This window comes from Monashia sp. HAY1-2A (genome assembly GCF_056755315.1).
In genome coordinates this window covers 1-732 of record NZ_JBNDHY010000319.1, presented here as the reverse complement: position 1 = coordinate 732, position 732 = coordinate 1, and the positions used below count along the sequence as shown (strand labels likewise).

Here is a 732-nt window from a genome sequence, read left to right as displayed (position 1 = left end):
TCCGTCGTCGGCAGCGTCAGATGTGTATAAGAGACAGACCTTGAGGCGACCAGCAGTGAAGTGATCTCGCCCAGGGGCGAGAGTGACGACGACGGCGTGTGCCCGGGCTGCGGCGGGCCGCTCCCGAGACAGCGCGCCCTCGACGGTGACCTGTGCCTCGGGTGCCTCTACCGAGGAGGCGCGTCATGACCGACGACGTGAGCCGAGACGAGCTGACGCCGACCGCCCAGGAGATCTACGAGGTCCGCTGGGTCAACCCACGCCGCCGAGTGCAGCGCATCCAGATCAAGCGCTACCGATGGCGCACGCACGCCCTCGCCTCCGCCCGACGCCTCATCGGTCGCAAGGGCGTGACGCAGATCGGCGTGTATCGCGCAGACCTCGGGCCGTGGTCGCTCGTCGCGGGTCGCGGCGTCGGCCCGACGACACACGATGACGACGAGCACGGCCAACCAGGAGGACGACCGATGACCGACGACGATGAGGCCCTTCGCGGACTGCAGCTGCGGGCGTGGCTGGCCGACTACATGCGCGCCGTCGGCGGCTACGCCCGCAGCGCCGACGTGATCCACGCAGCGGGTGACGCGACCTCGGCCCAGCTCACCGCAGCCCGACAGACCCTCGGCGTCGTCGTCGTCCGCGAGGGCATGACGACGTACTGGGTCGACCCGCACGCCGAGCCTGACTATCAACCCGGCACCGGCCGGATCATCCGAGACGAGGACGACCAGG

The 732-nt window shown here is 69.8% G+C and carries 1 protein-coding gene; it reads left to right on the top strand.

Annotation, left to right across the window (positions count from 1 at the left end; translation table 11 throughout):
* Positions 1–185: 185 nt before the first annotated feature.
* On the top strand, positions 186–732 hold a 547-nt coding region (locus tag ACPYOM_RS22100; RefSeq protein ID WP_481347604.1), incomplete at its 3' end, for a hypothetical protein.